This window comes from Arthrobacter antibioticus (genome assembly GCF_030063205.1).
Taxonomy (GTDB): domain Bacteria; phylum Actinomycetota; class Actinomycetes; order Actinomycetales; family Micrococcaceae; genus Specibacter.
In genome coordinates, this window is the sequence record NZ_JASISQ010000006.1 from 47,504 (window position 1) to 61,776 (window position 14,273).

Consider the following 14,273-nt stretch of genomic DNA (forward strand, 5'->3'; position numbering starts at 1 on the left):
CTGCCACTGCTGAGATAATATTCTCATGAGCATAGATCCTTCACTATCCCGCCGCGCAGCACTTCTCGCGGGCACGGCAGCCTCTGGTACAGCATGCGCACTTGCTCTGGCAGGGTGTGCTCCGTCCGCCAACAATCTGCGCGACAAGGGGAAAGGCCCAGCTGAAATACCCAGCACTGGAACCCCATATCAAGTTGGCAAGCTCTCCGAGCTCCCTGTGGGTGGCACAGCAGCAGGCACGGCCAACGACGTTGAGGTCATGCTATTTCGTTCCGATGAAACCACCGTCTTGGCGTACACCGACATCTGTACCCATGCAGGCTGCAAGGTGTCCCCTGATGGAGAAAACTTCAAATGTCCGTGCCACGGCACAGTGTTCAACGGCAGCGACGGAACGGTACAGTCTGGTCCAGCCAAAGAGCCACTGCCGCGCTATGCAGCAGCCATAGACGGTGAGTGGATCACAGTTTCTCTTTAGCAGCGTGGCTTCAGAAGAGTGCTACTTTCGAGGTTTTCGGAAAGATCTTATCCAACTCCACGAGATCTTCGGCACTGGGTTTCCAGGACGCCGCCTTAGCGTTCTCACGCACCTGCTCTGCTTTCGTGGCGCCTGCAATCACGCTGGAAACCGCCGGCTGTGCCGCTAGCCAGCTGAAAGCCACTTGTACTTCAGTCAATCCGCGTTCAGCTGCAAAGGTGCCAAAATCCTTCAGCTGTTGGAGGTCCGCGCCGGAGAGCATATGTTGGCGGGTGTAGGTGAGCCGACTCCCCTGGGGTGCTTGACCCGAACTGTATTTACCTGTGAGCATCCCGTTTGCCAACGGAAAATAGGGGATCACGCCCAGACCGAACGCGTCAGCTGCGGGGAGAACCTCCAGCTCGGCTCGGCGGTCCATCAGGTTGTAGTGGTTTTGGCTGGCCGTGAAACGGTTCCCACCGGATATCCTGGCCGTGAATTCTGCCTCTGCAATCTGCCATCCGGCCATATTTGAATGCCCCAGGTACAGGACTTTGCCTGCCTGCACCAGATCATCCAAGGCCGCCAGAGTCTCATCGATGGGCGTGTACGTATCCGGGGAATGGTAATAGTAGAGGTCAATGTAGTCGGTATTCAACCGTCGCAAAGATGCCTCGAGCGCCTGTTTAATATATTTTCTGGAGCCGCGACGGTCCCAATCCACACCGTTGGCATTACCGGCAGGCAGACCAAACTTGGTGGCGAGCACAATATTTTCCCGCTCACTACCCAAAGATTTGGCTAGGATGCTCTCGCTTTGTCCGGGATGCGATCCGTAAATATCAGCAACATCAAATAATGTGATCCCTTCCTCCAACGCTGCATGGACGACGGCGTCACTGCCCTCCTGCGTTTCCGTCACCGACCCCGCCCGGCCCAAGTTATTACAGCCTAGGCCTACGGTGGAGACTGTTAATCCGGAACGGCCCAACTGGCGGTATTCAATGTGGTTCTGCGTCATACTTCAACAATAGCCAATGCCACAGCTCTGCCCCACCAGCCCGCCCTTAGCTCGATGACGCTCGCTCACCGTTTAGTGAGCGAGCGCCGGAAGAAAGGGGACGTGAAGTGAGCGAGCGCCGGAAGAAAGGGGACGTGAAGTGAGCGAGCGTTGATCGGGGGCTAGAGGCTGAATGCTGTCCCACCCGTGGCGCTGTGTTTGGCCCGTAGAGCGCTGGGATCATCAATAGGGCCTGTTGCCACCGTTAACTTCGTGAAGTCAAGCTTTTCCTCACGGATGCACACTTTGATGTTGGCAACCGCTCGGGCAGCATCGGGGGCCGCTATGTAGATATTTAGCTTACCGAGCCCGTGCCCTGCAGCAGTAAATTCCATTTTTTCCAGCACACCACTGCCACGCCAGGCCAAGTGCGGAGTCAAGGTGTCCTTAACTCGCTTAGCCAAATGTTTATCGCGATCAGAGACACGATCGCTCTTCAAAGCGAACTGGGCTACCACGAGCGTTTGTTCCTCACGGCTAAGCAGTGCGTAGCCGTCCTCTTCACATTGTGCAGCAAATGCGGCGAGCATAGCCTCGGCTTCCTCCACCGACTTCACGAGAACATCCTTGGACGTACTGATGTGCCCCACAGTGCCGTGGTTAACCACAAAAAACACTTCGGATACTTCAGCTGCATCGTTAGCAATCTCGCCGTCATCGTTTCCTCCGGCATCAACCCAGGCTTCACGGAAAACAAGTACACCGGCGTCGTCCTTCTTGTACATGCGCACAATGTTCGGATCTAGCCCGGCCAATACGGTTTGATTGCCCTGCTCTGTCATGCTTGGCTCTGTCATGCTTTGTTCTGTCATGCTTTGTTCTGTGCCATTCATGGCGATGTCCTTCCTACGGCGAACCAGGCCGCAGCGCGGCCGTCGAATGGTGCGTTTCCAGCCGCTACAGCCGTGCGTAACGCAGAACAAGCTGTCTCTACGCGTAGACACAGCTCCTCTGGATACGCCAGGGTCACGCGATGATCGGCAAATTCATCTTGATCGTCAATATAAAGTCCGCGGTCCCTGGTTCGGATGACGTCAAGATCCATATCGATCATGTGGAATTCTACAACACCGTCCCGGATGCGATGCCACCCCATTTCCACTGCCAAATCTATGTAGAGTTCCACTCCGGCAGGGTGGGAATCATCAAAAAAGGTGGCAACCCAGTCACCAGTGTGCGGTATCAGTAAAATGGCATCCGACTCGGTATAAAGCGCCGCTCCTGGCCTGGAAATGAACTCACCAGTTCCTTGAAAAACCCAGTGCCCGTGCTCGTCGGAGCCCAAATGACGCCCTGGCACGACCCAGTGGGCGGAACCGTCGTATTTCCGGTTCCTGGCAACAATAATGTCTCCCGGGACCGGCATATCTCGTGATTGGGCCACGAGCCCAGGGAGAGTTTCACTCACAAACATCACAGAACAGGCATCTGCCCCGTGCGCGGAGCCGGCTGCCCTGGCAGCGAACGGGCAAAGGGAACCTTCGTTCCCAGGACCTGATCAACTACATCCTGAGCCACACGCTGAGCTGTCAAACCAACCCGCTCCAGTACCTGGGCGCGAGAGCCATGGTCCAGGAATTCCACCGGCAGTCCAACCTCATTCAGCGCCGTATCAATGCCAGCGGCACGAAGTTCTTGGCGGATACGTGAGCCAACCCCACCTACACGCACGCCATCTTCAACCACAATGACAATCCGGTGCTGGGATGCCAAGGCCACGATTGAATGCGGTACCGGCAACACCCACCGAGGGTCAACAACAGTGGAGGTGATGCCTTGATCGCCGATGCGTTGAGCCACTTCAAGGCAGAGCTCACTCATGGCACCCACGCTGACAATAAGCACGTCCATTTGCGGGTCCGTACCTGCACTTGGCATGTCATGGTGCGTTCGTTTCAGGACGTCTACACCGTCGCGGAGCCGTTCGAGAGCTACAACCTCCGGGCCCACTTTGCCTTTGGAATAGCGCACAACCGTTGGGGCATCAGAGATTACGACTGCTTCACGCAGTTCCTCGCGTAGCCGCTCAGCATCGCGTGGGGCTGCAAGGTGCAGGCCGGGAACAATTTGAAGCATTGAAAGATCCCACATACCGTGGTGGCTTGCACCGTCAGGACCAGTCACACCTGCCCGGTCCAAAACGATAGTGACCCCTGCTTTATGCAGGGCCACATCCATCAAGAGCTGATCGAAGGCCCGGTTGAGGAAGGTCGCGTAAATGGCGATTACAGGATGCAGACCACCGAAGGCCATACCTGCGGCCATCGTCAGCGCATGTTGTTCGGCTATGCCTACGTCAATGACACGGTCCGGAAACTGTTCAGCAAATTTGGCTAGCCCCACGGGAAGAAGCATGGCACCGGTGACTGCCACGATGTCAGATCTCTCCTGAGCAATTTTGGCGATCTCATCCCCAAACACTGCTGTCCAGGACTCACCGCTGGGCGCTTCAACAGATGCGCCGGTCTCGGGATTAATAACTCCCACGGCATGAAACTGGTCATTGATGTCCGCGCGGGCGGGCGCGTAGCCCCGTCCTTTTTCAGTGAAAGCATGGACAATCACAGGACCGCCATAGTTCTTCGCAGCCGTCAGAGCAGCTTCCATGGCCTTCTCATCGTGACCGTCAACAGGGCCAACATATTTCATTCCAAGATCATCGAAAAGACCCTGCGGGGCCCACCAGTCTTTGACACCTTCTTTGGCTGCATGCAAGCTCTTGTACACTAACCGGCCTGCGGCATTGCCGTCCTGCAGTCGTTTTTTTCCCCACGACATGGAGGCTTCATATTTTTTGTGGGTCCGCACATGATCGATCGCTGGACGCAGCGAAGCCAAATAGTCGGCTACTCCGCCCACAGTGGGTGCGTAGGAGCGACCGTTGTCGTTGACAACAATAATCAGCTTGCGATTCTTATCGGCAGCTATGTTGTTGATTGCTTCCCAGGTCATACCACCGGTTAGAGCGCCGTCACCAATAACAGCCACTACATAGCGGTCGTTTTCACCGTTAAGCTGACGGGCCCGGGCTATGCCGTCGGCCCACGAAAGGGAGGAAGATGCGTGCGAGCTTTCAACAATGTCATGCTCAGATTCAGCTCGATCTGGGTAGCCGGAGAGGCCACCTTGCTGACGCAGAGTGGAAAAATCTTGGCGGCCGGTGACAAGTTTATGCACATAGGACTGGTGGCCGGTGTCAAAAACGATGCTGTCACGGGGCGAGTCGAAAACTCTATGGATCGCCAATGTGAGCTCCACAACACCCAGATTTGGTCCTAGATGTCCCCCTGTTTGGGACACGTTCTCGATCAGGAAGTCTCGGACTTCCTGGGCAAGGGTTTCCATCTGGGTTTCACTGAGCTTACTCAGGTCACGCGGATGCTTAATGGTTTCTAAAAGTCCCAACTGGTACCTCCTTGGGTCCACGTTCAACGTCTAAGGATATCGCGTCCCGTGTGCAGACGCGCGCAGACCGAGCATTTTTGCCGGACTTTATTGACGCTATTTCGGCTCTTAGGTCCCGAACGTGGTCCGAAACAGCGCAAACCGGGCCAGAAGGCACATTAAAGCTGTAAGGCGAGCACCCGGTTTTTCGAGTGCTCGCCTTACGGCTTTATCACCAATCCCTGCCCCGAAGAGAGGGCTTGACGGCCCACAAGCCCGCGGGCCCCGAGTTCAAGACGCGCCAGCGGCTTGGACTGGGGAGGACCTTGACGGCCCCCAACGCCGCTCTTAGAACAGCTGGGCCCACAAGCCCGCGGGCCCCGAGTTCAAGACGCGCCAGCGGCTTGGACTGGGGAGGGCTTGGGGATTACGAGGCTGCTGAGATCTGGCGCAGCACGTACTGCAGGATGCCACCGTTGCGGTAGTAGTCTGCTTCACCGGGGGTATCGATGCGCAAAACGGCATCGAAGCTCACGGTGGTGCCGTCTTGCGCAACTGCCGTGACCTTGAGGGTCTTGGGCGTGGTGCCGTTGTTCAGCTCGGTGACTCCGTCAACAGAGAACGTCTCGGTGCCTTTTAAGCCCAAGGTCTCCGCATTTTGACCCGCTGGGTACTGCAGCGGAAGAACGCCCATTCCGATGAGGTTGGAGCGGTGGATGCGCTCATAGCTCTCGGCAACAACAGCTTTAACACCCAGCAGTGCGGTGCCCTTGGCAGCCCAGTCACGTGAGGAGCCTGAACCATATTCTTTGCCTGCCAAGACCACGAGCGGTGTGCCGGCAGCCTCGTAGTTTACGGAAGCGTCGTAGACGAATGCCTGCGGTCCGCCCTCCTGGGAGAAGTCGCGGGTGAATCCACCTTCAACGTTGTCCAGGAGCTGGTTGCGGATACGGATGTTCGCGAAGGTGCCGCGAATCATGACCTCGTGGTTTCCACGGCGTGAACCGTAGGAGTTGAAGTCTTTACGCTCCACACCGTTGGCCAGTAGGTACTGTCCGGCCGGGGTGTCCGACTTAAAGGATCCAGCGGGGCTGATGTGGTCGGTGGTGACGGAATCGCCGAGTTTGAGCAGTACGCGCGCACCGGCGATGTTCTCCACAGGATCAGCCGCAGCCTTCATACCATCAAAGTATGGGGGCTTGCGAACGTAGGTGGATTTGGGATCCCATTCGAAGGTGTTGCCCTCAGGGGTTTCCAGTGCCTTCCAGCGATCGTCGCCATCGAAGATGGTTGCATAGGAGTTCGTGAACATCTCGCGGTCAATCGAGGCATCCATGACTTCCTGGACCTCAACCGGGTTGGGCCAGATGTCCTTCAGGAACACGTCATTGCCTGCATCGTCTTGGCCCAGAGCGTCTACTTCGAAGTCGAAGTCCATGGTGCCAGCCAGGGCGTAGGCGATGACCAATGGCGGTGACGCCAAGTAGTTCATCTTCACGTCCGGGTTAATACGGCCTTCAAAGTTACGGTTTCCGGAAAGAACAGCGGCAACGGAAAGGTCGTTCTCGGCGATGGCCGCTGAGATTTCGGAGTCCAACGGACCGGAGTTGCCGATACAGGTGGCGCAACCGTATCCAACGGTGAAGAAACCGAGCTTCTCAAGGTACGGTACCAGACCGGACTTTTCGTAGTAGTCCGTGACAACTTTCGAGCCTGGAGCTACAGAAGTCTTTACCCACGGCTTGGACATCAGGCCTTTGTTGACAGCGTTGCGGGCCAAAACGGCCGCAGCGAGCATCACCGAAGGGTTGGAGGTGTTGGTGCAAGAAGTGATCGAGGCGATCGACACTGCACCGTGGTCAAGCTCAAAATTGACCCCTGATTCATTTTTGACGTGAATTGGGTTTGAGTGACGGCCCTTGGCGCCCGCAGCAGCGGATACCAGCGTGCGATCAGTGTCTTCCTGATGCCCACCCGGGTGTGTGAAGGACGGGGCGTCCGAGGCCGGGAAGGTCTCTTCTAGCGACTCGTCAATCGTGTTACCTGCCGCATCAACATCACCGGCAACGTAGTTCTTCAGGTCAGAGCGGAACTGTGACTTGGCGTTGGTCAGTTCAATGCGGTCCTGCGGACGCTTAGGACCGGAGATCGAGGGAACCACTGTGGAGAGGTCCAGCTCGAGGTACTCGGAGAACTGAATCTCAACTGACGGATCGTGCCAGAGGCCCTGCTCCTTGGCATAAGCCTCAACCAGTGCAACCTGCTCGTCACTGCGACCTGTCAAGCGCAAGTAATCAATAGTGACGTCATCGATCGGGAACATGGCCGCCGTGGAGCCGAACTCCGGGCTCATGTTACCGATGGTTGCGCGGTTAGCCAGGGGCACACCGGCAACACCTTCGCCGTAGAACTCAACGAACTTGCCAACAACGCCGTGCTTGCGCAACTGCTCGGTGATGGTCAGAACAACGTCTGTTGCTGTGGCCCCTGCCGGGATGGTACCTGTCAGCTTGAAGCCCACAACGCGTGGGATCAACATGGAGACGGGCTGGCCAAGCATGGCTGCTTCTGCCTCGATACCGCCAACGCCCCAGCCAAGCACACCCAGGCCATTGACCATAGTGGTATGCGAGTCGGTGCCGACAAGGGTGTCGGGGTAGGCGCGCAGCACCGGCGCTTCCCCGTTCACGGAGACCTCACGGGTCATAACGGTGCGTGCCAGGTACTCAATGTTGACCTGGTGCACAATTCCCATGCCCGGGGGGACAACTTTGAAGTCCTCAAAAGCGCTCTGGCCCCACCGCAGGAACTGGTAACGCTCATGGTTGCGCTGGTATTCGATGTCCATGTTGCGCTCAATGGCCCCTGAGTTGCCAAAGACGTCAATCTGCACTGAGTGGTCAATGACCATCTCGGCGGGAGCCAAGGGGTTAACGCGGGTGGGATCCCCACCGAGTTCCTTGACGGCCTCACGCATGGTGGCCAAGTCAACGATGCAGGGAACTCCAGTGAAGTCCTGCATGATGACACGGGCCGGGGTGAACTGAATTTCAGTGTTGGGCTCCGACGTCGGATCCCATTGTGCCAACGCTCGCACGTGGTCGGCTGTAATATTTGCACCATCTTCGGTGCGCAGAAGGTTCTCCAGCAATACCTTGAGGCTGAACGGAAGGCTCTTGGCGCCTTCTACCGAGTTCAGTCGGAAAATCTCGTAATCGGTTCCGGCTACATTAAGTACGCCCTTGGAACCAAAACTGTCCACATTAGTCATCGATGGACTCCTCTCGCCACTGCTTTTATCTTGGTCACGCAGGGACACGGATTCCAGTTAGGCACGCCTTACTCGCGTTCGGATACTGCGCCCCGTTTTTTGAGAAAACGGTAAAGCAGCTCGATCGCCAAGCACCCTGCGACAGTTACGCCTATAGTAACCGCTAACAGGCCTCCGCTTGGGATATCGAGCGCAAAGAACTTGCGGGCGAACGGTACCGCCATCACTAATGACAGACCTGCGACCATGGCGGCAACCAGCAGCGCACGCCATTTATCGAAGGGCCGAGCCAAAGCTCCAAGCACCCACAGTGCCACCAGCAGCACTGTCATAGTCGCAGCGGTTTGTGCTTCACGAACCGCGAATTCTTCACCCAACGGGTTTGTCGGGAAGGCCATGGCATAGGAATAAACCGCCATGATGCAGGCCGCAATGATGGTACCGGAGGGGATCGCGAACATTAAAGTTCTACGTAAGAATCCAGGTTGATAGCGGCGGGCATTGGGTAACAAAGCCAAGAAAAACGCGGGGATGCCGATTGTCATGGAGCTCACAATGGAGAGCTGTCGAGGCAGGAACGGGTAGCGCCACATGATGATCCCAATGGCGATGGAAATGAGAATCGCATAGGTGGTTTTAGTGAGGAATAAATTTGCCACGCGCTCAACATTGGCAATAACACGGCGCCCCTCGGCTACCACCGAGGGTAGGTGCGAGAACTGGCCATCAAGTAGGACAAGTCGCGAGACAGCCTTGGTGGCCGCCGCTCCGCTGCCCATGGCGATGCCAATGTCGGCATGCTTGAGGGCAAGAGCATCATTGACGCCGTCGCCTGTCATGGCAACAACGTGGCCACGACTTTGCAAGGCAAGGACAATGGCTTTCTTTTGCTCTGGAGAAACCCGGCCCAACACACTTTCTCGCTCAAGAACCTCGGCCATGGCCTCAGGATCGTCAGGCAGAGTGCGTGCGTCATATCCATCACCGCTGAAATCGAAGCCCACATCCCTAGCCACCGCAGCCACAGTGCGCGGGTTGTCACCAGAAATAATTTTCAGTGCCACACCCTGCTCGCGGAAGAACTCCAACGTCTCGCCCGCATCGGGGCGCACCTTTTCCCGAAACACGAGAAGCGCCACCGGGCTGAGGCCCGCAAGGGAAAAGTCGCCATCACTTTGTGTTGCCCTGTGTGCCAGTACCACAGCTCGCAGGCCGCCCCCTGACGCCTCATGTGCGGCTTCCAACGCCTCAGGGTGGGTTCCTGCCGCCAGAACTACTTCGGGGGCACCCAGAACCCATTCACCGGTGAGCGCGCCTGGGCCAAACGTGGCAGCACTGAATTTGCGGGCACTGCTGAAGTGAACTTGCGCTGTTGGTTCCTCTGCGGGTCTCTGGGTGTAGTGAGCCGCCAGGGCTGTGGCCGTACTGTTGGCATTGGGGTGGGCTCCTTGCCAGGCCAGGACCTGCTCCCAGCCGGCAACGGGATCAAACACTGTTGTCTCAGCCAGTTCCATCCGGCCTTCGGTAAGCGTCCCGGTCTTATCCAGACAAAACATGTCAACGCGGGCAAGTCCCTCCACTGCGGGTAATTCCTGTACCAGCACCTGAGCTCGGGCCAAGGTGACAGCCGCCATCCCAAACGAGATGCTCGTGAGCAGCACCAAGCCTTCGGGGATCATGGCGACGATGCTGGCCACGGCGCTAACCACTGCAACGCGCCACTGCCCCGAAGCGATGGCTGCCGCCCAGCCGCCATGAGCGCTCATCTGGCCATTGATCACCAAAACAATGATCGGTATCAACGCCCATGCAATGTACAAAATGATGCGGTTAATTGAGTTGCGGATCTCTGAATTCACCAGAGAGAAACGCCGGGCTTCCGCCGTGAGCGCCGAAGCATAAGATTCAGCACCCACCCGGTGCACCCTCGCGGTGCCATAGCCAGCCACCACGGCCGCCCCGGACAAGGCCAGATCCGACGGCACTTTTACCACGGGCTCAGACTCCCCCGTCAGCAAGGACTCATCAACTTCCAACGCATCGGAGGCCAACACCATGGCATCAGCCGGGACTTGGTCTCCGGTGCGCAGCAGCAAGACATCATCTTGTACAACGTCGGCAACGGCAATTTCGCACTCGTGTCCATCACGGAGCACCCGGGCTTTGGGCGTATTGAGCACCGCAAGCCTGTCAAGAGTTCGTTTTGCCCGGTACTCCTGAATCACACCAATGGCGGAGTTGGCGATCACAATGAAACCAAACAACGCATCCCGGGGGTCACCAACCACAAGCACAAGCACCAGACAAGTACCCAGCACAGTGTTGAAGAGCGTGAATACGTTTGCCCGGACAATGGCCCAAATGCTGCGACTGCTTTCATGCGCCAAGGCATTGGTCAGTTCTGCTGTGCGACGCTCGTGCACCTGCGCTGCACTTAGGCCCGAGCGTTCCAGGGCCACCTCATCCACCGGTGCCAGCTTGGCCCGTGCGGATTCCATGGCCGAGCGGCGATGGTCATCGCGCCGCTCGGCCAGCACTGTGCCTTTGGGTTTGTTGCGGGTCAAATCACGTCTGGGTGGGCGGACCTGTGCTGCACTCTGATTCAAGGGCATTCCTAGTCCGTGCTGGATGCTTCCGCAGCGGGTGTTGGCGTGCCCGGAACGAGGATGGCTACCGTTTCCACATGGTGCGTGTGCGGGTACAGGTCAAAGGCACGCAATTTTTCAATCTGCCAGCCGGCGTTGGCGAAGTACTTCACGTCTCTGGCGAACGCTGCCGGGTCGCAGGATACGTAAGCAATGGCCGACGGCGATGTGGCCACCAGCGCCCGCACTACAGCTTTTCCTGCTCCCGCTCGGGGCGGATCAAGCACGACGGCGTTAAAGCGGCGCCGCTGTCCGGCTGCGGTTTGAGAGGAGCGAGAGGCGGTGCCAAGAATTTTTTCCACCCGCCCTTGCAGGATTTCAACCTGCTCGCTTGCATGCAGGTTCTTGCGCGCGTCACGGCTGGTTCCCATGGAACCTTCCACCGACAGGACACTGCCTTCGGGGCCTACAGCATCAGCCAGCGGTGCAGTGAACAGCCCGGCCCCTGCGTAGAGATCCGCCACGTCAGCGCCATCGTTCAGATGACCGCCTTGCAAAAGTGCGCCCAGAACTGCGTCGGTCAAAACTTTTGGGGCGTTGCGGTGGATCTGCCAGAAGCCATCACCGGTAACCCGGAATTCATGGTCATCAGTAGTCTCTTTGACCCAACCGCGGCCGTTGATCACCTCTATGGCACTGTTTTCAGGATTCCAGCGCGCCACCGACGGCGGTGTTTCCAGCGCTGCCAGAACACGGGCCACGCGTTTAACTGCGGCACCGGAGGCTTTATCGCTCAGACCAAAAACGGGTGCCAAGAGAACCAAAACACCCGAGTTGTTTGCAGGAGCCGCAACTTCCACACGCTCAATACCCGTGAAGTCGATCTCCCACAGGCGCAGCGCATTCACAGCCGGCACTGCGAGGGGCATTTCCTGGATGGGCACGATGGTGTGCGAGCGGTGGGCGTGCATGCCCAGCTTTCCTGATGGCGTCACGGCAAAGCCAACACGGGTGCGCCAATCAAGTCCGGCCCGCTCTGACTGTGTGCCCTTCTGATCAACGTCTTCAACTCCGGCACCAAAGAGGGCATCAAGTCTCTGCGCGGGCACCCCGCCTAAGCGTTCAAGCTGCTCGCGGACAACCGCGGTCTTCATTTTAAGTTGGCCAGCGCGAGTTATGTGCCCAAATTCGGCGCCGCCCACTGGTGCTGTGTGGCGGGTTGCCGTCTTCAGCGAATCAGCTTCGTCCCAGAAATGCTCCACACGCTCTGGGGATGCTTCCACGACGCCAGTGACATCGGCACGCCAGAACTTGGCGTCGTCCTCGTGCTCCGTGAGAGAAATTTCCACTGTTTCCCCAGGGATGGCATGGCGAACAAAAATGACGCGGCCGTCATGTCGGGCAACGCAGTGCCCGCCGTGTGCAACAGGCCCCACGCTCACAACGAGGCGGGGGGTGGCGCCGGGACGGGAGATGCTGATTGGCTCGTTCATATGCTCTATTCCTGGTATTTCTTCGCGTCAGTGGAGGACTTTAGCTGCCAAGGTACACTGGCAACCACTACTCCGGGTTCAAAATGCAGCCGCGTCTTAATGCGCAGGGCCGTCTGGTTGTGCACCAGCTGCTCCCACCATTTGCCCACCACGTATTCCGGGATGTACACCACAATCAAGTCACGTGGGGAGTCCCTACGCATAGCCTTGATGTGGTTGATCAGCGGTGTCAACGTTTCCCTGTACGGACTCGCTAACACAGTCAACGGTACCGGGATGCTCAGCCTCTCCCAATCCGCAAGGGTTTGCTGCGTCTCTGCTGAGTCCAGATCAACTGTGATTGCTTCCAGCGTTGAGGGCCGGGACGCCCGCGCAAAGGCGATGGCGCGCATAACTGGCTTGCGCACGTGGGAGACCAAGATCACGGCGTGGATGCGGGCAGGCAGAGCCTTGACAGCCGAATCGGTCTCCACGGCCAGTTCTTTTGCAACGTTGTCATAGTGGGAACGGATTCCCCACATGATGACGAAAAGCACTGCCATGGCGAGCAACGCAATCCAGGCTCCCTGCTCAAATTTGGTGACCAGCACAATCAGTAGCACCGTCAGGGTCATGCAGAAGCCCACCGTGTTGATGACCCGAGAACGCATCATGCGGAACCGTAAGGGCTTGTCCTTTACCTTGAGCAGTTCCCGGCTCCAGTGCCGCACCATCCCCAGCTGGCTTGCCGTGAAGGAGATAAATACTCCCACAATGTAGAGCTGGATCAGGCGGGTGACATCGGCGTCGAAGGCAATGATCAGCACCAAGGCTCCTGCCGCTAGCAGCAGGACCCCGTTACTGAAAGCCAGCCGGTCTCCGCGGGTGCGCAGCTGGCGTGGCAAATAGCCATCTTTAGCCAAGATGGAGGCCAGCACTGGGAAGCCATTGAAGGCTGTGTTTGAGGCAAACACCAAGATGGTTCCGGTGGCGGCCACAATGATGAAAAACGGGATCGAACCCGCACCAAATATTGTTGAGGCTATCTGACTAATCGACGGATTTTGTACGTAATCGGCAGGTGGCGCAACACCGTTGACAAGGAATTCGGTGTGCGGGTCAGCCACAATGTGTACACCCGTGGCGTTGGCAAGGAAAAGGATGCTTGCCATCATGCCGGCGGCGATGGCGCCCAGTAGCAGCAGGGTTGTGGCGGCATTCTTGCTCTTGGGTTTGCGGAAGTTCGGCACTCCGTTGCTGATGGCCTCAACACCTGTCAGCGCGGCCGCTCCAGAGGAGAACGCGCGCAGGAGTAGGAAAGCCCCTGCCAAGCCCACCAGACCCTGATTAAAGGCCGCCTCGGGAACAATCTCAAAGTCTGCCGACGGAGCCCGTCCCAAGTTCCCGGAAGCTGCCTGAAATATCCCGGCGGCTGTCATAGCGAAGATCGCGAACATGAAAATGTAGGTGGGCACAGCAAACACCGTGCCAGCTTCCTTGATGCCGCGCAGGTTCACAAGAGCCAAGATAATGACACCGACGACGGCGATCACAGCTTGGGCGCCATGCCAACCGGGAATGGCTGTGGCCAGGTAATTGGCTGCCGAAGACATGGACACTGCCACGGTCAGAACGTAGTCAACCATCAGGGCTGAAGCCACTGTCAACCCAGCACTCTTGCCCAGGTTCACCGTGGCAATCTCATAGTCGCCACCGCCTGAGGGGTACGCATGCACGTTCTGGCGGTAGGAGGCCACCACTGTGAGCAGTACAACCATGACGGCCAGACCCACCCAAGGCGAAAGCGACACAGCTGCAACACCTGCCAGGGCCAGCGTCAGCAGGATCTCATCAGGAGCATAGGCCACTGACGACAAGGCATCTGAGGCGAAGACAGGCAAAGCGATACGTTTAGGCAGCAGCGTATGGGCAAGTTTGTCGGTACGGAACGGACGCCCCACTAGGACGCGCTTAAACGCGTTGAAGAAATTCAGCACGCGGGTAACGCTAGCACCACCGGGTCCTACACGTGTGGTGCACGGTT

The 14,273-nt window shown here is 57.7% G+C and carries 9 protein-coding genes; 1 reads left to right on the forward strand and 8 read right to left on the reverse strand.

The features are described from left to right. Window positions 1-25: 25 nt before the first annotated feature. Complete coding sequence (locus QMG40_RS13030) at window positions 26-478, forward strand: Rieske (2Fe-2S) protein (protein WP_283531498.1); 453 nt, start codon at window positions 26-28, stop codon at window positions 476-478. A 10-nt stretch (window positions 479-488) separates the two neighbouring features. Here the strand turns inward: QMG40_RS13030 and QMG40_RS13035 are convergent, their stop codons facing one another. The 8 genes from QMG40_RS13035 to QMG40_RS13070 form a co-directional block, all read right to left on the reverse strand. After that, window positions 489-1,478 carry an aldo/keto reductase gene (locus QMG40_RS13035; RefSeq protein WP_283531499.1) on the reverse strand — a complete coding sequence of 330 codons (990 nt, stop codon included), beginning with the start codon at window positions 1,476-1,478 and terminating at the stop codon, window positions 489-491. Between the two features lie 161 nt (window positions 1,479-1,639). Further along, window positions 1,640-2,350, reverse strand: coding sequence for a hypothetical protein (locus QMG40_RS13040; protein ID WP_349361622.1), 711 nt, complete (start codon window positions 2,348-2,350; stop codon window positions 1,640-1,642). Continuing rightward, window positions 2,347-2,883, reverse strand: a complete 537-nt coding sequence (locus QMG40_RS13045; protein ID WP_459253014.1) for a DUF402 domain-containing protein — start codon at window positions 2,881-2,883, stop codon at window positions 2,347-2,349. The genes QMG40_RS13040 and QMG40_RS13045 overlap by 4 nt, the downstream gene beginning before the upstream one ends. Before the next feature lie 47 nt (window positions 2,884-2,930). Next, complete coding sequence (gene dxs / locus QMG40_RS13050) at window positions 2,931-4,922, reverse strand: 1-deoxy-D-xylulose-5-phosphate synthase (protein WP_283531500.1); 1,992 nt, start codon at window positions 4,920-4,922, stop codon at window positions 2,931-2,933. 406 nt (window positions 4,923-5,328) lie between these two features. Then, window positions 5,329-8,172, reverse strand: a complete 2,844-nt coding sequence (locus QMG40_RS13055) for an aconitate hydratase (protein ID WP_283531501.1) — start codon at window positions 8,170-8,172, stop codon at window positions 5,329-5,331. Window positions 8,173-8,240: 68 nt separating this feature from the next. Then, window positions 8,241-10,778 (reverse strand): HAD-IC family P-type ATPase, encoded by a 2,538-nt coding sequence (locus QMG40_RS13060; RefSeq protein WP_283531502.1) that lies wholly within the window; start codon window positions 10,776-10,778, stop codon window positions 8,241-8,243. Between the two features lie 8 nt (window positions 10,779-10,786). Continuing rightward, window positions 10,787-12,250 (reverse strand): class I SAM-dependent RNA methyltransferase, encoded by a 1,464-nt coding sequence (locus QMG40_RS13065; protein ID WP_283531503.1) that lies wholly within the window; start codon window positions 12,248-12,250, stop codon window positions 10,787-10,789. A 5-nt stretch (window positions 12,251-12,255) separates the two neighbouring features. After that, window positions 12,256-14,226: an APC family permease gene (locus tag QMG40_RS13070; protein WP_283531505.1), complete on the reverse strand. Its 1,971-nt coding sequence runs from the start codon at window positions 14,224-14,226 to the stop codon at window positions 12,256-12,258. Window positions 14,227-14,273: the final 47 nt, after the last annotated feature.

Coding starts and splice junctions, on each gene's coding strand:
- QMG40_RS13030 (WP_283531498.1), top strand. CDS start 26: ATGAGCATAGATCCTTCACTATCCCGCCGCGCAGCACTTCTCGCGGGC.
- QMG40_RS13055 (WP_283531501.1), bottom strand. CDS start 8,172: ATGACTAATGTGGACAGTTTTGGTTCCAAGGGCGTACTTAATGTAGCC.
- QMG40_RS13040 (WP_349361622.1), bottom strand. CDS start 2,350: ATGAATGGCACAGAACAAAGCATGACAGAACAAAGCATGACAGAGCCA.
- QMG40_RS13035 (WP_283531499.1), bottom strand. CDS start 1,478: ATGACGCAGAACCACATTGAATACCGCCAGTTGGGCCGTTCCGGATTA.
- QMG40_RS13065 (WP_283531503.1), bottom strand. CDS start 12,250: ATGAACGAGCCAATCAGCATCTCCCGTCCCGGCGCCACCCCCCGCCTC.
- QMG40_RS13045 (WP_459253014.1), bottom strand. CDS start 2,883: ATGCCGGTCCCGGGAGACATTATTGTTGCCAGGAACCGGAAATACGAC.